This is a genomic window from Bradyrhizobium sp. CCGB20 (assembly GCF_024199855.1).
Lineage (GTDB): Bacteria > Pseudomonadota > Alphaproteobacteria > Rhizobiales > Xanthobacteraceae > Bradyrhizobium.
The window spans coordinates 5676160-5694086 of the sequence record NZ_JANADN010000001.1; the positions used below are offsets into that span (position 1 = coordinate 5676160).

General features: G+C 64.1%; 20 protein-coding genes. 9 read left to right on the forward strand and 11 right to left on the reverse strand.

The features are described 5' to 3' along the window. Positions 1-57: 57 nt before the first annotated feature. A complete protein-coding gene (locus NLM15_RS26515) occupies positions 58-504 on the reverse strand; it encodes a hypothetical protein (protein WP_254120367.1) in 447 nt (148 codons plus the stop codon). Between the two features lie 280 nt (positions 505-784). On the opposite strand from NLM15_RS26515, the gene NLM15_RS26520 reads away from it, so the two are divergent. Next, complete coding sequence (locus NLM15_RS26520) at positions 785-1072, forward strand: hypothetical protein (protein WP_254120368.1); 288 nt, start codon at positions 785-787, stop codon at positions 1070-1072. Positions 1073-1125: 53 nt separating this feature from the next. Here the strand turns inward: NLM15_RS26520 and NLM15_RS26525 are convergent, their stop codons facing one another. The 6 genes from NLM15_RS26525 to NLM15_RS26550 form a co-directional block, all read right to left on the reverse strand. Further along, the gene (locus tag NLM15_RS26525) at positions 1126-1407 is read right to left on the reverse strand and encodes a hypothetical protein (protein ID WP_254120369.1); all 282 of its coding nucleotides are present in this window, start codon (positions 1405-1407) and stop codon (positions 1126-1128) included. A gap of 12 nt (positions 1408-1419) precedes the next feature. Beyond that, positions 1420-1761, reverse strand: a complete 342-nt coding sequence (locus NLM15_RS26530) for a curlin (protein WP_254120370.1) — start codon at positions 1759-1761, stop codon at positions 1420-1422. Between the two features lie 163 nt (positions 1762-1924). Next, positions 1925-2347, reverse strand: coding sequence for a curlin (locus NLM15_RS26535; protein ID WP_254120371.1), 423 nt, complete (start codon positions 2345-2347; stop codon positions 1925-1927). A 7-nt stretch (positions 2348-2354) separates the two neighbouring features. Next, a complete protein-coding gene (locus tag NLM15_RS26540) occupies positions 2355-2747 on the reverse strand; it encodes a curlin (protein ID WP_254120372.1) in 393 nt (130 codons plus the stop codon). Between the two features lie 121 nt (positions 2748-2868). Next, positions 2869-3270 (reverse strand): curlin subunit CsgB, encoded by a 402-nt coding sequence (locus NLM15_RS26545; protein ID WP_254120373.1) that lies wholly within the window; start codon positions 3268-3270, stop codon positions 2869-2871. A gap of 167 nt (positions 3271-3437) precedes the next feature. Further along, positions 3438-4091 (reverse strand): response regulator transcription factor, encoded by a 654-nt coding sequence (locus NLM15_RS26550; RefSeq protein WP_254120374.1) that lies wholly within the window; start codon positions 4089-4091, stop codon positions 3438-3440. A 606-nt stretch (positions 4092-4697) separates the two neighbouring features. Here NLM15_RS26550 and NLM15_RS26555 point away from each other — a divergent pair. The 5 genes from NLM15_RS26555 to NLM15_RS26575 all read left to right on the forward strand — a co-directional run bounded on the left by NLM15_RS26555 (position 4698) and on the right by NLM15_RS26575 (position 10631). Then, positions 4698-6125: an efflux RND transporter periplasmic adaptor subunit gene (locus NLM15_RS26555; protein ID WP_309144940.1), complete on the forward strand. Its 1428-nt coding sequence runs from the start codon at positions 4698-4700 to the stop codon at positions 6123-6125. Further along, entirely contained in the window at positions 6122-6847 is a 726-nt protein-coding gene (locus NLM15_RS26560) for an ABC transporter ATP-binding protein (protein WP_254120376.1), read from the forward strand. Before NLM15_RS26555 ends, NLM15_RS26560 begins: the two co-directional genes overlap by 4 nt. Further along, a complete protein-coding gene (locus NLM15_RS26565; protein WP_254120377.1) occupies positions 6844-8067 on the forward strand; it encodes an ABC transporter permease in 1224 nt (407 codons plus the stop codon). Before NLM15_RS26560 ends, NLM15_RS26565 begins: the two co-directional genes overlap by 4 nt. A 61-nt stretch (positions 8068-8128) precedes the next feature. Continuing rightward, entirely contained in the window at positions 8129-8443 is a 315-nt protein-coding gene (locus NLM15_RS26570; protein WP_254120378.1) for a response regulator transcription factor, read from the forward strand. A gap of 319 nt (positions 8444-8762) precedes the next feature. Further along, the gene (locus NLM15_RS26575; protein WP_254120379.1) at positions 8763-10631 is read left to right on the forward strand and encodes an alkaline phosphatase family protein; all 1869 of its coding nucleotides are present in this window, start codon (positions 8763-8765) and stop codon (positions 10629-10631) included. A gap of 51 nt (positions 10632-10682) precedes the next feature. Here NLM15_RS26575 and NLM15_RS26580 read toward each other — a convergent pair whose 3' ends face one another. Next, positions 10683-11255 carry a hypothetical protein gene (locus NLM15_RS26580; RefSeq protein ID WP_254120380.1) on the reverse strand — a complete coding sequence of 191 codons (573 nt, stop codon included), beginning with the start codon at positions 11253-11255 and terminating at the stop codon, positions 10683-10685. Between the two features lie 391 nt (positions 11256-11646). Here NLM15_RS26580 and NLM15_RS26585 point away from each other — a divergent pair, with 391 nt between their 5' ends. Continuing rightward, positions 11647-12306, forward strand: a complete 660-nt coding sequence (locus tag NLM15_RS26585; protein ID WP_061847701.1) for a peroxiredoxin — start codon at positions 11647-11649, stop codon at positions 12304-12306. Positions 12307-12415: 109 nt separating this feature from the next. Here the strand turns inward: NLM15_RS26585 and NLM15_RS26590 are convergent, their stop codons facing one another. Beyond that, entirely contained in the window at positions 12416-14146 is a 1731-nt protein-coding gene (locus NLM15_RS26590; protein WP_254120381.1) for a methyl-accepting chemotaxis protein, read from the reverse strand. 114 nt (positions 14147-14260) lie between these two features. On the opposite strand from NLM15_RS26590, the gene NLM15_RS26595 reads away from it, so the two are divergent. Both NLM15_RS26595 and NLM15_RS26600 read left to right on the forward strand, forming a co-directional pair. Continuing rightward, positions 14261-15706 carry a deoxyribodipyrimidine photo-lyase gene (locus NLM15_RS26595; RefSeq protein ID WP_254124426.1) on the forward strand — a complete coding sequence of 482 codons (1446 nt, stop codon included), beginning with the start codon at positions 14261-14263 and terminating at the stop codon, positions 15704-15706. A gap of 66 nt (positions 15707-15772) precedes the next feature. After that, a complete protein-coding gene (locus tag NLM15_RS26600; protein ID WP_254120382.1) occupies positions 15773-16066 on the forward strand; it encodes a histone in 294 nt (97 codons plus the stop codon). 49 nt (positions 16067-16115) lie between these two features. Here NLM15_RS26600 and NLM15_RS26605 read toward each other — a convergent pair whose 3' ends face one another. After that, positions 16116-16862: a hypothetical protein gene (locus tag NLM15_RS26605; RefSeq protein ID WP_254120383.1), complete on the reverse strand. Its 747-nt coding sequence runs from the start codon at positions 16860-16862 to the stop codon at positions 16116-16118. Positions 16863-16957: 95 nt separating this feature from the next. Continuing rightward, positions 16958-17830 (reverse strand): DMT family transporter, encoded by an 873-nt coding sequence (locus NLM15_RS26610; RefSeq protein WP_254120384.1) that lies wholly within the window; start codon positions 17828-17830, stop codon positions 16958-16960. Positions 17831-17927: the final 97 nt, after the last annotated feature.

The window sequence follows — 17927 nt, forward strand, 5'->3', positions numbered from 1 at the left end:
GGAAAAGTGTGAAGCGGTTTTCCGAAGAGATCATGCGCAAGAAGCCCAATACGCCGCTCAGTAGCAGCGCATGATGTTGACGGTGTGCTCGCCGCCGCCGCGGCCCGGCACCGTCACCTGCTCCGTCGGGCAGCTCGGCACATAGGGCCGGTCTGACGGCACCACGTTCGGCGGGAAGCGATGGGTCCAATCCCAGGGAACGTCATAGGTGTAGGTGTAGCGCACGTCGGTGGAGGCCGGCTGCCCGGGATCGGCGAAGGGCTGACCGTAGCCTGCGTTGTCGTAAAAGAACCCGCCACCGCCCGGCCAGTAGACCCAGGGCGTGTTACGGCCGCGGAACCTGCCGCCATGCGCCATCGGCGGACGCGCCACCCCGCCGGAAGGCCCGACAGCGAGCCCATGCGCCGCGGTGGCGCCGGGCCGTGCAAAGCTGTCGCTGGGGGCAAGGAGCAGCGCGGCTGCGCTGAGTGAGGCGAATAACGCCCCGTATGATCTGGACATCATGATACGCACCAACTCGTTTGGCTTCGGCGGCTCCCCACCGCACGCTAGGCCGGGCTGTCGCCCACCCGCAAACGTATAATTAATTGTTGGTTAAGGCACGGGATTAACGCGGAACAATGTGCGGCAAGACGCCCGGGATTCCCGCCTCATGTCAGGCACTTCGTTCCGTGGACCGCGACTTCATAACCAGTTGATCGGAGTTGATCGCTTCAGCCGATGACGCCCGGAACGCTCCCGCACTGCGGCCGTTGGCTCCGACCAAAAGCAAGGAGCATCCCGGATGCAGAACAAGTCAAAGGTTCTCAGCCTGATCGCGGCATCCCTTATCGCGGGCACGGCTGCCGCGTCGGCACAGGGCTACGATTGGAACGGACCGCGTGTGGGTTGGGAGCGGAGCGGCCCCGGCTATGAACCGGTTCAGCCGCGCGCGATGTACTATCCCGGCACGGCGGGACCGTATGGCGCGCTCAACGGCACCAACCATCCGACGCCGAGTTCGACGCAGGGCGACGTCGGTCCCGACGGCAACAACAACGGCACGCTGACCGGCAGATATCGCAGCTGGTAGTGCCCGATCGCGTCGAGGCCCACCGTCTTGCGCAGGCGGTGGGCCTTCGTGCGTCAGCGGCCCTGCTGCTTGCGCAGCCAGTCGAGCATGTCCTTCGCATTTCCGGTGCCCTGAGTCACGATGGCGGTGTTGCCGCCGCTGCGACGATAGATCGTGGTGCGCCCCGGCTCCTTGTCGATCCTGACCTCGGCCTGCGCGGGATCGCCGCTTTGCGTGATCGACGCCGTCCCGTTCTCGTCCTGGACCACTGTGGTGTGGCCGTCGCCGGCCCCGGCCGGCGCCATCGCGACGGCGCTGATGATTCCTATTCCGGATGCAAGCAGGAGCAACCGCATGTCACACCTCCATCATCGGCTGAACTGGAAGATCGCCAGCCAATTGAAACGTCCGAACTGCCTCACCGCTCCCGTGTTCATGTCCCCGATCTGGAGCAGGAGCGCGTTGGTGGAATTGCCGATCTGGGTAATATCGGCGGTGTTGCTTAGGCCGGACTGACCGATGGCCGCGTTCGTCGTGCCGCCCACCTGGATCACGTTAGCATAATTGCGCGTGCCGTTCTGGATGATGGTCGCGTCCACCGTACCGGTCCCGCCGATCTGGATCACCCGCGCGATATTGATGCGGCTGTTCTCCTCGATCGTGACCGGCTGTACGTTGTCGCCGAACTGCACGACCGTTTCGATGCTCACGTTCCGGTTCGTCACACTGCGCTGGACGGATCCGGCGCACGCTTGCGTCGCAGTACCGACAGCCGCAAGCAATGCCGCCAGGGCGAACACGCGCCTCAGGACTTGTCTGCCACTTCGCATCGCGTTTCCCCGTTCGCTCTCGACGGCACCGTTCGTGCTCGCCTTACGGACCCGTCTGGACGATCGTCGAGGCATTGACCGCGCCGAACTGCGCCACCGCCCCCGTATTCATGGCGCCGAGCTGGGATATCAGGCTCGTCGCCGACTGGCCGGTCTGACCGACGAAGGCGAAATTGTTCATCCCGGCCTGCCCGATCGACGCGGAGTTCGTCCCCCCGAATTGGAGGACGCCCGTGGCATTGTTGGTGCCGTTCTGCGTCACTGTCGCACCGGTGCTGCCGCCGATCATGAACACACCCGCCATATTGAGCTGGCTGTTCTGGTTCAGCACGACCGGCGGTCCGCCGACTGACACGATGGTTTTGATGTCAGCGGTCTGGGCACCGGCCGATCCGGCACCGGCCGAGCACAGAGCGAACATTGCGGCGCACGCACTTCCCAGGAGACGTTTCAAGAGACGTTTCATGACGGCCTCACGGAGTCTGCTGAAGAATCGTCGAACCGTTCAGGATTCCGAGCTGGCCGACTCCGGCCGCGTTGTTGCCGCCGATCTGGCCGATCAGGCTCGAATTGAAGCCTCCGACCTGGCCGGCCAGCGCCGTGTTGGACGACGTCGCGGTCGTACCGCCCTGCCCGATCACCGAGGTGTTGACGGTGAGGAGCGAGCCCGTCTGCAAGGTGGTCGCGGTATTGGTGACGCCGAATTGCATCGTGGTGGCGCTGTTGTTCGTGCCGCCGCTCTGCGAGATAAAGGAGTTGTTGGTGGTACCGAATTGCAGCACGCTGGCCGAGTTACCGGCCTGGGCATGAACGGTGGTCAGCACGCCGAACGTGACGATTGCCGCGATGAGATATCTGCTTCGCATGTCATTTCCTCCGCCAAAGCCGGCGATCGATGCCTCATTTGGTCGATCCGCCCTATTGCGGTGCTTTCGAGAATGGCACGGACGCGCCGCGTCGTGACGCGTCCGGCCAAACGGGGCTGGTTCAGTGCGCCGTCTGCGAGACGGTGCTCGTGTTGACGCCGAAAACGCTGAGCTGTCCGACGGCGGCGGAATTGTTCTGGAGCACGGCGGGCCCGAACGAATTCTGAGTGATTCCGCTGTTGTTGTTGCCGAAGGCAACCTGGCCGGTGGTCGCCGAGTTCCGCACGCCGATCTGATTTACGGAGCTGACGTTGTTGAGCGAGGCAGAGCTGGTGCCCTGCATGGTGGACGCGCCGTTCAGGATGCCGACCTGCGTGGTCGACGAGCTGTCGTTGGTGAGGCCGTTCTGCGTGACGCTCGAGGAGTTCACGATGCCGAGCTGCACCGTGGTCGAGGTGTTGGCGGCCTGAGCCGCGGAAGACAGAGCGAACACGGCAACCGAAGCAAAAAACAATTTGCGCATGGAGTATCCCTTTCTAACCAACTTGTCTGACTGGGTTCTGATGCCGTTTTGGAGGAGGCCGACATCGTAGGGATGACTCTGAGCCCGTCGTGCGTCGTGCGATAGACTGCAGTTCATGCTAGTCGATACGGACTAGACGTCGCGCGATAACATCGCACCTGGCAGATCTAGACCTGCGGATGTCTGACGTCGAAGCGCTCCGCCTGCAGCCCGATGCTGTCGATCAATCGCACCACCTCGATCGGCGAACGCAGCTCCAGCTTTCGCATCATGCGTGCGCGATGGACCTTCACCGTCACCTCGCTGACACCGAGCTTTGCCGCGATCTGCTTGGCGACAAGCCCTTCCGCCATCAGCAGCATGATCTCGCGCTCCCGCGCTGTCAGCGTCTCCACGCGCTGCCGCGCCTCGCGCACACTGTCCTCGCGCTCAAGCCGCCTGCGATCGCGTTCGATACCGTGCCTGATCGCATCGAGGATCTCCTGTTCGCGGAAGGGTTTTGGCAGAAACTCGATCGCGCCGCGCTTCATGGCCTCGACCGAGACACGCACGTCCGAATGGCCGCTTATGAAGACGATCGGTATCGGCACGCCCGTCTCCGCCAGCTTGCGCTGAAGCTCGAGCCCGGTCGGCGATGTTCCGGGAAAGCGGATGTCGAGCACCAGGCAGGACGGTCGGTTCGTGAGTGTCTCCGCGAGGAATTCGTCGGTTGAGGCAAACAATTTCACCTGGTGCCCCGTCTCCTCGCAGAGGCTTCCGATCGCATTTCGTATCTGAATTTCATCATCAACGACATAAACTGTGGCTTGATTTGAACTCATTCCAACATGCTCCCGGACTTGACGCTCGATGATCCAGCAACGAGGCATCCATTGTGCTTGCAAGCGATAACCAGGTGCTTTGATAACAAGGTGCTTGGAGGCATGCGCGATGACCGAGAGAATCGCATCGATCCGCAGATCCCACGTCTTAGAGCCAACACCCCGTGGAGACGAGTGAAGGCGTTCACATATCGGGCTTCATGATTGAAGGAGTTCGACGCCGCGATGGGCAGCGTCACGGCGAGGTGCCATCCGGAGGGTGCAGCAGTGTAATGCTGCCGTTGCGATTTCGCCCACTGCGTCATGGCGTCGCCGCCCACACGCCGATCGAACATTCATCGCCTGCAAGCCTGACGGGACGTTCAGTCGGCTATCGAATTTTGATAACGCGCGCTCCGGTTGGAATACGCCCGGTATGCACCCGGCGCAAATCACGAAAAGTCGCACCTGCGGATTTTACTTCTGGATCATGAAGCGCACCCGACCGTCGTGCCGAGAACCGCGACATAAAGCCGATAGTTCGATACTGCTTCGACGAAATACAACCATAGCGCGATATTCGACCTTTCCACCAGCAAAGTCATTTTAAGACGGTGGGCTTTTGATATGCGATTTGCACCTGTTGTTGTCTTGTTCGGAGCTGCATGTGGCCTCGCCGCGATCTACGGTGCGCGGCCGAACATCATCACCGGCGCTGCCGGACGCGTCGTGGACGGCGCCGCTAGCGCCTACCAATCGACGACGAAGTTCCTCGCGCCCTCGGGACTGGAAGCTCCGACCCTCGGATCGGATGCGCCCGTGTTCCGCTATGCCGCGATTCAGCGCGGCAGCATCGAGCAGACCGTCACGGTCACTGGCGCCCTGCAACCGGTCAAGACGATCGAGGTGGGTTCCCAACTGTCCGGGCAGCTCGCTCGCGTCTATGTCGATTTCAACGACACCGTCGGCAAGGATCAGCCGCTTGCCCTGATCGATCCGCGCAGCTTTGCGGCCAAGGTCGACGAAGCCAGGGCTTCCCTCGCCGTCGCCAATGCACTGGTCGACATCGCGCGCGCCAAGCTCGATCGCGCGAGGATCGATTTGCAGAACGCCAAGGGCAGCCGGGATGTGCTCGCGGCCAAGCTGGAGAGCGCCCAGGCGGTCAAGAGCTCGGCGCAGAAGACCCTGCAGCGGAAGCAGGCGCTTCAGTCCCAAAACGTGGTGGCGACGACGACGGTCGACGACGCGCAGACTGAGTTCACCGCGCGGCTCGCCCAGGAGCGGGAAGCCGAGATCATGATGTCCCTCAACGCCTACTCCGTAGATGGCGCGCAGGCTGACGTCCGCCGGATCGAGGCGGAGCTGCAACAGGCGAGGATGGCGGTCCCGGAGAAGGCGGCCGTTCTCGCCGCAGCCCAGGCCGATCTCGACCGCACCGTGATCCGTTCGCCGATCGACGGCGTCGTCGTCGGCCGGTTCGTCAACGAAGGCCAGACCCTCGCCGTCGGCCTGGAATCGCGCACCACCTTCGTGGTTGCCCGCCGCCTGGAGGACATGGAGATCCACGCCCAGGTCGACGAAGCCGACATCGGGCGCATCGCCCCCGGCCAGCGCGCCCATTTCACGGTGGATGCCTATCCCGACCGCCGCTTCGAGGCGGTGGTGCGGCAGGTGCGCAAGGCGCCGCAGAACCAGCAGCACGTCGTCACCTACACCGTCGTCCTGGCGACCTCCAATCTCGACGGTGCGCTGCTGCCCGGCATGACCGCCCTGGTGAAGATCGTGATCGAGCGACAGGACGACGTGCTGAAAGTGCCGCTCGCCGCGTTGCGCTTCCAGCCATCCGGCACGCGGCCGGATGCCGCCGCACGCAGCGGCGTGTGGGTGCGCACTGCAAGCGGCTCGCTCCAGCGCATTGCCGTGACGGTCGGCGCGGCCGGCACCGAGCAGGTCGCGCTCAGGAGTGGAGACCTCGTCGAGGGCAGCCAGGTCGCCGTCGGCCAGGCGATCCGTCCGGCAGGCCTGGAGTTCCTCGGAATCAGGTTCGGATCATGACCACTTCCCTGCCCCTCATCAGCCTCCGGTCGGTCAGCAGGACCTATCGCGCTGACGGAGTCGCGGTGGCTGCGGTGCGTAACGTCAGTTTCGACATCGCGCAAGGCGAGATCGTCGCGGTCATGGGACCGTCAGGCTCCGGCAAGTCGACGCTGATGAACATGATCGGGTTGCTCGACCTGCCGACCGAGGGGGCGGTTCTTCTCCAGGGGGCCAATGTCGCCGATCTCACGGAAGATCGTCGGTCGTCGTTGCGCGCCCTCAGCATCGGCTTCGTGTTCCAGTCCTACAATCTGCTCGCCCGCCACAATGCGATCGAGAACGTCGCGCTGCCACTTGTCTATTGCGGCGTCGGCCGCAAGGAGCGGCTGGCGCGCGCCGAGCAGTCCCTGGAGGCCGTCGGCATGCTGCACCGGGCCCATCATTTCCCGCGCCAGCTCTCAGGCGGCGAGCAGCAGCGCGTTGCGATCGCGCGCGCGCTGATCGCCTCCCCGCTGATCGTGCTCGCCGACGAACCGACCGGCGCGCTCGACAGCCGCACCGGCACCGAAATCCTGGCCCTGTTCGCTGCGCTCAACCGCACCGGACAGACCATCGTGATGATCACGCACGATCCAGGCATCGCGACCCAGTGCCGGCGCACCATCCGCCTGCACGACGGCCAGCTCGTCGGCGATGAGACGCAGGCTCCGATCCTGCCGAAACGGAGCACTGCGTCATGACGATGCTCCAGGGCTTTCAGATCGCTCTGCACGCCTTGCGCCTCAATCCACTACGCAGCTTCCTCACCATGCTCGGCATCGTGATCGGCGTCGCCTCGATCGTGACGGTCTTCGCGATCGGATCCGGCGCGCAGCTTCGCCTGCAGGAGCAGATCCGCTCGATCGGCGCCAACGTGCTGATGATCACGCCCGGCGCGGTCTACCAGGGCGGCGTGCGTCTCAAGGACGGCAGCAAGCTGACGATGACCGAGAGCGACGTGCAGGCCATCCTCGAGCAGATCCCGGAAGTCCAGGCCGCAGCCGGCTCGATCGCCGGAACGGCGCAGGTCATCCACGAGAGCAAGAACTGGAATACGACCATCAACGGCACGACGACCGGACACTTCATGGTGCGCGACTGGCAGCTCTCCTCTGGCCGCTATTTCTCCGGCGCCGAGGAGGCCGGCGCGAGCAAGGTCGTGATCCTCGGAAGCACGGTCGCGCGCGAACTGTTTGCACCGGGTGAGGATCCGATCGGCGCGCAGATCAGGATCATGAAGGTGCCGCTCGAAGTGGTCGGCGTTCTCGACCGCAAGGGACCGGCGCAGGATGACGTCGCCTTCGTGCCGCTCACCACGGCCAAGCTGCGCTTCCTCGGCAGCGCGAGCAACATCAACCGGGATTCGGTCGCCTACATCATCGCCAAGGTGGCGGCGGACGGACAGATGCCGGGGGCGCGGTCGGAGATCGAAAGCCTGCTGCGGCAGCGCCACCGTATTCCCGCCGGCCAGGAGGACGACTTCAAGGTCCAGGATCCGGCCGCAGCAATGGAGGCCCAGCAGGGAGCCATCCGCACCGTCGCGCTCCTGCTTGTCGCCATCGCCTCGGTCTCGCTGCTCGTCGGCGGCATCAGCATCATGAACGTCATGATCGTCTCGGTCACCGAGCGTACGCGGGAGATCGGCATCCGCCGCGCGCTCGGCGGAAGGATGCGGGACATCCGCCTGCAGTTTCTCTGTGAGGCACTTGTCCTCTGCCTGCTTGGCGGCGCCATCGGCGTCGCATGCGGAATCACGCTCTCGATGACAGTCGCCCGCATGGCTGGATGGATCACCTCGATCGACGGCCAGGCAATAGGGCTTGCCCTCGCGTTCTCGATCGCGACCGGCATCATCTTTGGTTTCTATCCTGCGCACAAGGCGTCCAAACTCAGTCCAATAGAGGCGCTCAAGACGGAGTGAGATCATGCTGGGGTGGCCATATCAAACCAAGCGTCAGCCAAAGGCCAGGGAGGAGCAAGTCATGAGCCCGGATTTGAAAGAATCGATTACGCCGACGCCGCGCGAGCACGAACTGATGATGCTGATCGCACGGGGAATGCAAAACAAGAACATCGCCTACGAGCTCAAAATCTCGGAGAACACGGTGCGGGCGCATATCGGCAACATCATGCGCAAATACCGCCTCCATAACCGAACCCAGATCGCTATCACCTTCGCGCTGCAGGCGCCGCCGTCGGACCGCCGCGATCTCAGTAATGCCGAAGGCTATTCAGCACCGACGAAACCGGCGCAGGCAATGGCCCAAAATCCGCAGGTGCAGACCGCGCCGGAATGACGAACGGCCCGTCCTGCAGCCGCTCCCGCAAGCGCGGCTCCTGGATCAAGACATTCATTTTATTGACTAATTCTCTTAATTGGAATTCGGGGATTTAGCGTCCAACCCGTTCGATCGGGGAGCGCCTCCAACTGCCGCCGTGGCGCGCTGCTCAATCGCTTCGCTGCGCCCGCAATGACAAATCCGTGGACGCCCGGTCACCTCTCCGGCACTTCGGCACGCCCCTTCGCCCTTGTAACAAAACTGTCATACAGCAAAACTAAACGATGCCCGGGGGCCGCGGTCGCGGCCATCGCCGCCTCACCGCAGGGAGATCTTGATGCGCCGTTCACTGGTGTTGCTGTCCGCCGGACTGACAGTCTTGTCCACCGGACTTTCGGCAGGACTTGCCTCCGCCCAGAACAACACGCCCCGTAACCTGATCCTGTTCATTCCGGATGGTCTGCGCGCGCTGAAGGTCACACCCGAGACGGCGCCGGCGATGGCTGAGGTCCGCGACAAGGGCGTCAATTTCAAGAACCCGCATTCGCTCTTCCCGACGTTCACCATGGCCAACGGCTCGGCGATGTCGACCGGGCATTATCTCGGCGATACCGGCGTGTTCTCCAACACGATCTGGACGAATTACACCTCCGTCCCCGCCGGCGACACCGTGGTCCCCTTCATCGAGAACGACGCCGTGCTCGGCGACATCGACGAGCATTTCAAGGGCGATTATCTCAACGAAGAAACCATCCTGAAGATGGCCCGCGACAAGGGCCTGAGCACGGCGGCGATCGGCAAGGTCGGTCCGACCTACCAGTTCGACCACACCGACAAGCCCGAAAAGCCCGGTCTGCATTCGGTCGTGTTCGACGATTCCACCGGCGGCAAGAACAGCGTGGCGCTGTCGGACGAGGTCAAGGCGGCGCTGACCAAGGCCGGCCTGCCCCTCGCGACGCCGCCGCGCGGCGACAACTCCAAGGCGGGCGATGCCAAGACGCCCGGCACCGTTGTCGCCAACGTCGCGCAGCAGGCCTATTTCGCCGACGTCGCCACCAAGGTCGTGCTGCCGATGTTCAAGGCGCGCAACAAGCCGTTCGTGCTGGTGTTCTGGTCACGCGATCCCGACGGCAGCCAGCACAACACCGGCGACAGCCTCAACCAGATCAAGCCCGGCATCAACGGGCCGACCTCGATGGCCGGCATCAAGAACGCCGACGACAACCTCGCCCAGCTCCGCAAGGCGCTGGACGAGCTCGGGCTGGCCGCCAACACCAACATCATGGTCCAGGCCGACCACGGCTTCTCGACGATCTCCAAGGAAAGCAAGACCAGCCCCTCGGCCAAGGTCAGCTATGACGACACGCCGAAGGACTTCTTGCCGATGGGCTTCCTGGCGCTCGATCTCGCGAAAGCGCTCGACCTGCCGCTGTTCGATCCCAACGACAAGAATGCGAAGGTCGAAGGCAACAAGCACCCCAAGGCCGGCAACGGCGTGCTCGGCAAGGATCCGGAGAAGCCCGATCTCGTCGTCGCCACCAATGGCGGCTCGGACCTGATCTATCTGCCGAACAAGGACAAGAAGCTGGCGGCGAAGACCATCAAGGCGCTGCTCGAGCAGGACTACGTCTCCGGCCTGTTCGTCGAGGATTCGCTCGGCCGCTTCCCCGGCACGCTGCCGCTGTCGAGCATCAACCTGCGCGGCAAGTCGGCGACGCCGACGCCGTCGATCGTCGTCAACTTCCGCTCCTATGCCAGCGATTGCGGCGAGGCGCCGACCAACTGCTCGGTGCAGGTCGCCGACACCGTGCTGCGCCAGGGCCAGGGCATGCATGGCAGCTTCAGCCGGGGCGACACCATGAACTTCATGGCGGCGATCGGCCCTGACTTCAAAGCCGGCTATGTCAGCGAGATCCCGGTCAGCAATGCCGACGTCGGCATGACCGCCGCCCAGCTTCTCGGCCTGCGCGGTTCGCAGAACGGCGGCCTCGTTGGCCGCGTGATGTCGGAGGCCCTGCCCAACGGCATCGTGCCGAAGGCGTTCAAGAGCGTCGAGAGGTCGAAGAAGAAGTCCGAGAACGGTCTGGAGACCGTGCTCAACGTCCAGCGCGTCGGCAGCCAGCGTTATTTCGACGCCGCCGGTTTCCCCGGGCGCACGCTCGGCCTCGAGCCGGACGCCGGCAAACAAAAAACGGCGGGGAAATAACCCCGCCGCTTTCTCTCGCGCCTCGCAAGGGGCGCGAGAACATCTCGGATATCACATGCCGATGTCGAACACGTTCGGCAGTTGGCCCGCCAGAGGCAGCGCGGTGGCGCCGAGGAAGGTCGCCACCATCGCCATCAGGCGACGGTTGTTCTGGCGCTTGCCGCGCATCTGTCCGGCAATCCACTCCAGCATCTCGCTGTTGACCTTGGAGGCGTAGGACGGCGCCCAGCTCTCGATGTCGGACTCGGCCGACAGCGCGACGCTGCGCGGCGGCACCTTCAGGCCCGAGGCGCTCGCGGCGTAATGGGCCACGGCCTTGGCCAGCAAATCGTCGAACCGTCCGCCATCGGTGCGCTCGGTTGCAGCTTCGTTGATCTCGAACAGGACCTCCGCTTCGGCCCGGCTGATCGGCTGATCGTTGACGGCGGTGGTGGTCAGGATGCGCGCGCACCAGGCGGTGTCGTCTGCATCGAGCGAGCGGGAGAAATGGACCCGGCCCTTGGTGGTCGGGCCTTCGCCCGTGATCACACCGTCGCGCACGATGGTCAGTGCATGGGCCGAGGTATCGCGGCAGGACGGTTCGAGGGACGGCGACTCAACAGACTTATGCGCAGCGGCAGACATAGTTCACTTCCAGATTTCTTCTGATCGACCAGCATTTTCATGCGGGCGTAAAGGGGTGGTTAACGATTCGATACGGGGATCGCGACTTTTCTCAATGGTTGCCGATTAGTCGCTACGAGGACCGTTTCGGTTCCGGAGAGCGTCGGGCGGGCGTGATGCGGGTCATAAAAGGCTTTATCGGGGCAATCGAGACCGTGTGGCCCCGGTGGAGATGTTTCGCCGCAGGCGCGGCTGTAACAGAAAAGTGCTAGAAAATCGGCTCTTCAAAGAAGGAATTCACATTTTACTTGAGGCGGTTCACTTGGCGTTCACTTGGGACCGCAGAGACCTTATACTGGCAGTGACGACAGGGACTAATTCTCAAATAAATTCAATGAGATGAGGTAGAACCATGACACTTCCGATCGGCGCCACCGCCCCCGACTTCGAAGCCGAGACCACCGAAGGGAAGATCAAGTTCCACGACTGGATCGGCAATAGCTGGGCGCTCCTGTTCTCGCACCCCAAGGACTTCACGCCGGTTTGTACGACCGAGCTCGGCGCTCTCGCAAAGCTGAAGCCGGAATTCGACAAGCGCGGCGTCAAGCTGATGGGCCTCTCGGTCGACCCCGTCGACCGCCATTCCAAATGGTCGGAGGATATCAAGGAGACGCAAGGCGCGGCTCCGAACTATCCGATGATCGGCGACACCGACTTCAACGTCTCGAAGCTCTACGAGATGCTGCCGGCCTCGACCTCGGGCGATCCCCTCACCCGCACGCCGGCCGACAACCAGACCGTCCGCAACGTCTTCATCATCGGGCCGGACAAGAAGATCAAGCTTGTGCTGGTCTATCCGATGACCACGGGCCGGAACTTCCAGGAGATCCTGCGCGTCATCGACTCGCTCCAGCTCACCGCCAAGCATCGCGTCGCGACGCCGGCCGACTGGTCGCAGGGCGAGGACGTCATCATCGCCGGCTCGGTCTCCAACGATGAGGCCAAGACGATCTATCCGCAGGGCTGGAAGGAACCGAAGCCCTACATCCGCATCGTGCCGCAGCCTAAATAATCAACTGTCATCCCGGGATGGTCCGAAGGACCAGACCCGGGATCTCGAGATTCCGGGTTCGGTCCTACGGACCGCCCCGGAACGACGACATTGAGTTGCAGGTCAGCCCTCAGGCCGCGTGCACGCGGTCGAGGAAGCCGTCGACCTCAGCCTTCAGATGCAGGCTTTCGCCTGACAGCGCCTGGGCGGAGGCAAACATCCGGCTCGACGTCTCGCCGGTCTCGCTCGCGCCCTTGGCGGCATGGCGAACATTCACCGCAACATCAGCCGTGCCCGAGGCCGCAGCGCGAACGCTGGCCGCGATGTTGTGGGTGGCGCTCCGTTGCTGCTCGACCGCCGCCGAGATCGAGCCGGCGATGCCGCTGATGCGCTCGATGGTCTGGCCAATCCCCTTGACCGCCGCGACCGACTCCTCGGTTGCCTGCTGCATGCTCGCGATCTGGTTCGAGATCTCGTCCGTCGCCTTGGCCGTCTGGCCGGCGAGTGTCTTGACCTCCTGAGCCACCACGGCGAAGCCGCGACCGGCATCGCCCGCACGGGCGGCCTCGATGGTCGCGTTCAGCGCCAAAAGGTTGGTCTGCTCGGCGATCGAGGTGATCAGCTTGACGACGTCGCCGATGCGAGCGCCCGCCTCGGAGAGCTGCGCGATGCGCTGGTCGGTCGCCTCGGCCTGCCGCACGGCATAGGCGGAGATCTCGTTCGACTCCTGCACCCGGCGGGTGATCTCGGAAATCGACTGGGACAGCTCGTCGGAGGCCGCGGCCGCCGAGCGGACATGCTCGGAAGCGCTTTCGGATGCCCCTGCGGACTGCGCCGACAAATCGGCGGTGGAGCGTGCGGTGTCGGTCAGCTGTCGCGCCGCCCGTTCGAACTCGCCGGAGGACGTCAGCACCTTGTCGAGGATGCCGCCGACGCTGCCGCGGAACTCTTCGACGAAGTTTCGCAGCTCTGCCTTGCGCTGCTCGGCGGCGGCAGCGGTTGCGGCCGTCTGCTCGCTGCGCAGGCGCGCCCGCTCCAGCGAATTGCTCCTGAACACCGCGACCGTGCGGGCGATCTCGCCGATCTCGTCGGCGCGGTCCTCACACTCGATCTCGACATCGCTCTGGCCGTTGGCGAGCGCAGTCAGCGAGTGCGTGACCGAGCTGAGCGGCTTGGTGACGCGGCGGACGATCAGCAGGGTGAGCGCCAGAACCAGAAGCGCAGCGAGTCCCGCGGCGACCGCCATGCTGGATATCGCCTGGCTGAGCATGCTCTCGAACTGTGCCATGGCGATGCCGACATAGAGGATGCCGACGACCTTGCCGCCGGCGTCCGCGACCGGGAAATAGGCTGTCATGAAGGATTTACCGAACAGCGTGGCCGGGCCCTTGTAGGCCTCGCCGCGGCGCAGGACGGCCTGCCCGGGATGGTCGGCGGCAAGCTGGGTCCCGACGGCGCGGTCGCCATTTTCCTTCTTCACATTGGTCGAGCGGCGCACGAACTGGCCGCTGGCATCATCGAACACGAACAGGGTCGCATTGCCGCCGACATAGGACACCGCGCGATCGACGATGCCGTGATCCCTGAACTCCGGCATCTTCGGGATCTCGATGCGCGCGACCGCGCCATCCCGCATGGTGATTTTGGCGTCGGGAACGATCTCGGCGAAGGCCAGCGCCAGCGTGCGCAGATTGACCTCGATGTCGCGCAGCGCACGATCGTTGAACGCAGAGGTCAGCGACCAGTAGCCGGCACCGACCACCAGCGCCGTATTCACGGCGATCAGCAGCACCGCGCACAGGACGGCCTTGGTACCCAGCTTGAACTGCGGCAGGAACTTCGCCGTGAAAAGGTTTGACATGAATGGAACCACCCCCGGAATTCCTGCATATTCATGCAATCCGCTTACGGCCGCATTAACGACGGTTCACAGCACCTCACCCAGGATGCTTTCCAAATTGTAAACGAGGCTCCCCTGACCACGTCGAGCGCGCCGCCCATCATCGTCTGGTTTCGCGATGACCTTCGCCTGTCCGACCATCCCGCCCTCCATGCTGCCGCCAAGACCGGCGCGCCGGTGATCTGCCTGTATGTGCTGGACGATGCGGCCGGACGCCCCGCTGGCGGCGCGGCGCGCTGGTGGCTGGCGCAGTCGCTGCGCGCGCTCGGCGCCGATATCGCCACGCGCGGCGGATCGCTGATCCTGCGCAAGGGGCCGGCGGCCAGGATCATCGCCGAGGTGGCGCGCGACAGCGGCGCCGGAGCGGTCTACTGGAACGGGATCGCGCAAGCATCGCATCAGGCCGTCGAGAAACAGCTCGAAGCGGCGCTGGCAAAGCTCGGCGTGGACTCGCAAAGCTTCCCCGGCGACCTGCTGGTCCCGCCCTCGGCGACCCGCAACAAGGAGGGCCGCGGCCTTCGCGTGTTCACGCCGTTCTGGCGGCGGGTGCTGTCGCTCGGCGATCCGCCCAAGCCTCTGCCTGCGCCGAGGGAGCTGCGCGCCGCGCCGAAGCTCGCCGGCGACGCGCTGGAGAGCTGGAAGCTCGAGCCGACAAAGCCCGACTGGGCCGGCGGCCTGCGCCAGACCTGGACGCCGGGCGAAGCCGCGGCCCGCGTGCGCCTGCGCGACTTCCTCAGGCACACCGCGCGCTCCTATGTCGGCGATCGCGACCGCCCGGACCGCGAGGGCACGTCAAGCCTGTCGCCTCACTTGAGGTTCGGCGAGCTCAGCCCGCGCCAGGTCTGGCACGCCGCGCGCTTCGCGGCGGCGGAGAATCCCGCGATCGGGTCCGGCGTCGAGAAGTTCCTGAGCGAGCTCGGCTGGCGCGAGTTCTGCCGCCATCTCCTCCACGATCATCCCGACCTCGCCACCGAAAACCTGCAAGCGAATTTCGATGGCTTCCCCTGGAAGGGCGACAAGAAGGCGCTCGCCGCCTGGCAGCGCGGGCGCACGGGCTATCCCATCGTCGATGCCGGCCTGCGCGAGCTCTGGCACACCGGCGTGATGCACAACCGGGTGCGGATGGTGGTGGCGTCGTTCCTGGTCAAGCACCTCCTGATCGACTGGCGCGACGGCGAAAGCTGGTTCTGGGACACGCTGGTCGATGCGGACGCCGGCAGCAATCCGGCCAACTGGCAATGGGTCGCAGGCTGCGGCGCCGACGCCGCGCCCTATTTCCGCGTGTTCAATCCAACTCTGCAGGGCGAGAAGTTCGACCCCGACGGAGCCTATGTCCGGCGCTGGGTGCCGGAGCTGAAGGACGTACCGGCCAAGCTGATCCACCAGCCCTGGCAGGCAACGCCGATCGAGCTTGCGAGCGTCGGCGTCGCGCTCGGCAAGACCTATCCGCAGCCGATCGTCGATCACGCGAAAGGACGCGAGCGCGCGCTCGCCGCCTACGCAAAGATCCGCAAAGGTTGAGCGTTGCTTTGACACAATTTTGAAACCCGCTATCGTCATCGCTCCATACAAACCGTGGGGGACGATATGGACGACGAGAAGCCGATCACCGACCAGGCGATGGAGACGATCACCACAGCCGTGGAAGCGACCAAGGAAGCCGCAGTCATCGCCGTCAAGAAGGTCAGGAAAGCCGCCAAGAAGGTCGCGAAGAAAGTAGCGCCGAAGAAGGCTTCCAAGAAGAAGGCCAAGAAGACTTCGAAGAAGGCCGCCAAGAAGACTTCGAAGAAGGCGGCAAAGAAGTCGTCGAAGAAAGCGGCGAAGAAGGCTGCCAAGAAAGCCACCAAGTCAAAAAAGAAGGCCAAAAAGGCCAAGCGCTGAGGCGCAACGCTCGGAGTCTCCGGGGGCCGGCGTACCCGGAGACTCCTCCCTACCCCCGCCGTTTTGCGGCGCGCCGACCCGGGTGATGCTCGCCTTGCGGATCGCGAAATTCGCTGCGATGACCGCGCCGGTCTTCGGCATTGAACCGCCGCCGCTTCTCGGGTGAGCCGAACTGCTTGATCACCCGCTTGCCGTTGACCTTCTTGATGACGTAGCCGCCCTCGGTCATCGAGAACGGTGCCTTGAGCGATCCCATGTGGTCGAATTTGGTGCCGCGGGGATGCTCGAACGGCTCGAACCAGGACGGATAGACGAAGTTCGACATCGGAAAGCCGTTGACGAGGAAAGCCTCCTCCTCGACGGCGTCGCAGACCTCGTAGGCATATTGGGTGTGCCGGGTCTTGTCGGCCCACAGATTGGCCATGGGATCGAGCACCATCTCGAACAATTCGTGAGACGCAGCCAGGCTGACCGGCTCATCCTCACTCAGCGCCTTGAGGAAGATCTTCGAGATCGGCTGTCCCCGATGCGTCAGCTCATGCCGCCCGAGGAAGTTCTCGTGGGTGGCATCGTCGAAATAGACCAGCTGCCAGTCGGTCGGCTTCGGCCTGCGGGTGACGTCGAGATCGACGGGATAGCCCCATACGGGGAGGAAATGCTCGTCGTAGCATTTCTGCAGCGCGGCGGTGAGCCTCGCCATCTTCCGATCGCTCATCATCTCTTCCGCGTAGTTGATGCAGGCAATCCGGACCGGCTTCAGGGACCTGCCGAGCAGCGCACGTCTGGCCTTCTTCATGAAATCACCGTGTGAAAGGGAAGCTGAAATCAGCCCAGCCTAGCACGAGCGCGCACCGCACGTCAGGGATGCATTCCGGCGCACCACGTGTTGACCTAGAAGCGCCGGTTGACCACGAACACCGCCGCCGCGCACATCGCCATGCCGGCAATCGCCAGCGCATCGAGCTTCTCGCCGAACAGCAGATAGGCCATCAATGCCGTGACGGCGGGCACCAGATAGAACAGGCTCGCAACCGAGGTCGCCGCGGCGTGGCGGATCAGCCAGTACAACAGCCCGATCGACCCGATCGAGAGCGCCACCGCGAGCCATGCAAGCGCGAGCACGAACTCCCGCGTCCAGTGCACCACGCGGTCCTCGAACAGGAAGGCGCCGACCGCGAAGAAGACGGTGACGGCGACATACTGCACGAGATTGCCGGCGCGCCAGTCGATGTGGTTGCAGTAGCGGCGCTGATAGAGCGTGCCGAGCGTGATGCTGATCAGCGAGACCACCGAGGCGAGCCAGCCGAGCCCGGCCTCGCCGGTCATGGGACGGCCGTGCAGGATCAGCACCACGCCGCCGAGGCCAAGCACGAGCCCCGCCCATTGCACCGGCGTCACGCGTTCGCCAAGCCAGCGGTTGGCGATGGTCGAGGTCAGGATCGGCTGAAGGCCCGGAATCAGCGCGGAGAGTCCGGCCGGAATCGAGTGCGCGATCGCAATCGCAGTGCCGCCGAGATAGAAGCCGTGGACGAGAATGCCGGCAACAGCGCTGTGCGCGACGTCGATACGGTCCGGCCATTTTGGTCGCGCCGCGCCAGCAATGATCGCCATCAGGACGACCACGATCGCCATGCGAATGGCGAGATAGGTCAGGGGATCGGCATTGTTGATGACGTATTTGGTGCCGATGAATCCGGTGCTCCAGAGCACGACGAACAGGATCGGCGCGGCGCGGGCGGTCAGGGCTTCTTGATTATGGTTCATTGCCGCCCTCATTGCCCGACCGGGGCCTGTGCGGCAATGCGAATTTCGGCGAGGTGCGACGCGTTTTCGTCGTCGGCGATGCTGCGCTGCGACGGAC

What these genes read in the sequence shown, in the direction of transcription:
- NLM15_RS26575 (WP_254120379.1), top strand. Translation starts at nt 8,763, where the DNA reads ATGCGCCGTTCACTGGTGTTGCTGTCCGCCGGACTGACAGTCTTGTCC.
- NLM15_RS26540 (WP_254120372.1), bottom strand. Translation starts at nt 2,747, where the DNA reads ATGCGAAGCAGATATCTCATCGCGGCAATCGTCACGTTCGGCGTGCTG.
- NLM15_RS26585 (WP_061847701.1), top strand. Translation starts at nt 11,647, where the DNA reads ATGACACTTCCGATCGGCGCCACCGCCCCCGACTTCGAAGCCGAGACC.
- NLM15_RS26605 (WP_254120383.1), bottom strand. Translation starts at nt 16,862, where the DNA reads ATGAAGAAGGCCAGACGTGCGCTGCTCGGCAGGTCCCTGAAGCCGGTC.
- NLM15_RS26555 (WP_309144940.1), top strand. Translation starts at nt 4,698, where the DNA reads ATGCGATTTGCACCTGTTGTTGTCTTGTTCGGAGCTGCATGTGGCCTC.
- NLM15_RS26610 (WP_254120384.1), bottom strand. Translation starts at nt 17,830, where the DNA reads ATGAACCATAATCAAGAAGCCCTGACCGCCCGCGCCGCGCCGATCCTG.
- NLM15_RS26525 (WP_254120369.1), bottom strand. Translation starts at nt 1,407, where the DNA reads ATGCGGTTGCTCCTGCTTGCATCCGGAATAGGAATCATCAGCGCCGTC.
- NLM15_RS26545 (WP_254120373.1), bottom strand. Translation starts at nt 3,270, where the DNA reads ATGCGCAAATTGTTTTTTGCTTCGGTTGCCGTGTTCGCTCTGTCTTCC.
- NLM15_RS26570 (WP_254120378.1), top strand. Translation starts at nt 8,129, where the DNA reads ATGAGCCCGGATTTGAAAGAATCGATTACGCCGACGCCGCGCGAGCAC.
- NLM15_RS26515 (WP_254120367.1), bottom strand. Translation starts at nt 504, where the DNA reads ATGATGTCCAGATCATACGGGGCGTTATTCGCCTCACTCAGCGCAGCC.
- NLM15_RS26535 (WP_254120371.1), bottom strand. Translation starts at nt 2,347, where the DNA reads ATGAAACGTCTCTTGAAACGTCTCCTGGGAAGTGCGTGCGCCGCAATG.
- NLM15_RS26550 (WP_254120374.1), bottom strand. Translation starts at nt 4,091, where the DNA reads ATGAGTTCAAATCAAGCCACAGTTTATGTCGTTGATGATGAAATTCAG.
- NLM15_RS26600 (WP_254120382.1), top strand. Translation starts at nt 15,773, where the DNA reads ATGGACGACGAGAAGCCGATCACCGACCAGGCGATGGAGACGATCACC.
- NLM15_RS26560 (WP_254120376.1), top strand. Translation starts at nt 6,122, where the DNA reads ATGACCACTTCCCTGCCCCTCATCAGCCTCCGGTCGGTCAGCAGGACC.
- NLM15_RS26590 (WP_254120381.1), bottom strand. Translation starts at nt 14,146, where the DNA reads ATGTCAAACCTTTTCACGGCGAAGTTCCTGCCGCAGTTCAAGCTGGGT.
- NLM15_RS26580 (WP_254120380.1), bottom strand. Translation starts at nt 11,255, where the DNA reads ATGTCTGCCGCTGCGCATAAGTCTGTTGAGTCGCCGTCCCTCGAACCG.
- NLM15_RS26565 (WP_254120377.1), top strand. Translation starts at nt 6,844, where the DNA reads ATGACGATGCTCCAGGGCTTTCAGATCGCTCTGCACGCCTTGCGCCTC.
- NLM15_RS26520 (WP_254120368.1), top strand. Translation starts at nt 785, where the DNA reads ATGCAGAACAAGTCAAAGGTTCTCAGCCTGATCGCGGCATCCCTTATC.